The sequence below is a fragment of the Parabacteroides sp. CAG:2 genome, assembly GCF_000436315.1.
Classification (GTDB): Bacteria; Bacteroidota; Bacteroidia; order Bacteroidales; family Tannerellaceae; genus Parabacteroides; species Parabacteroides distasonis.
Window position 1 is genome coordinate 1 of record NZ_FR885299.1, and the last position, 915, is coordinate 915.

At 28.9% G+C, this 915-nt stretch carries 1 protein-coding gene; it reads left to right on the plus strand.

Annotated features, from left to right (window positions below; translation table 11 throughout):
- Window positions 1-164 precede the first annotated feature (164 nt).
- Entirely contained in the window at window positions 165-752 is a 588-nt protein-coding gene (locus QVP94_RS10360; protein ID WP_022192552.1) for a tyrosine-type recombinase/integrase, read from the plus strand.
- Window positions 753-915: the final 163 nt, after the last annotated feature.

Below are 915 nucleotides of genomic sequence, written 5' to 3' on the forward strand. Positions count from 1 at the left end.
TATTGATACTGATTATATCTATCTTTATTTATATACAATCATAGAATATTCACTAATATGCAAAGTGAATGTTTTGCTATAAATCAACATATTAACTAATTGGCTAGTATATTGGTAATGGTGAAATATTCACTTTTATTTATTTACATATAAAACAGAACATTATGAGTTTAAAATATTCAAGCACTACAGCAGATTATCTAGTTTGGTCTGATGCAATGAATTTAATAAGGAAATTGGCTAAAGATGGTAATTACAAAATTTCACTTCTTATTTCTCTAGGCTGTTTCACTGGTTTAAGAATATCTGATATTCTAGCTTTGAGATGGAAACAGATACTAAATACCAGTGAATTTACAGTAATAGAGAAAAAGACAAGTAAGGTGAGAACTATTAGGATAAATGCTCAACTTGGGCAGCACATTAAAGAATGCTATGAGCAGATAAAGCCAATAGGAATTAATGCACCTATCTTAGTAAGTCAAAAAGGAACTGTTTTCACTGTTCAGAGAATCAATGTAATACTAAAAGAGATAAAGAAGAAATATCACTTAAAAGTGAAAAACTTTAGTTGTCATTCACTTAGAAAGACTTTTGGCAGACAAGTTTATAATATGAACAGTGACAATTCAGAACTGGCTTTAGTTAAACTGATGGAATTATTTAATCATTCAAGTGTAACCATAACTAAAAGATACTTGGGACTTAGACAAGAAGAACTATTAAATACTTATGACTGTTTGAGTTTCTAATTAGTGGCACAAAGTTTGAAATCTGTTTGAGTTTCTAATTAGTGGGACAAAGTTTGAAATTTCTGTTGTTATCATACCATTTTCAGAAATAAAGAACTTTGTCCCGTTCTCTAATATACAGTAACTTTCAAAAACTGCAATGTAAGAGAAACTGTAAATAATG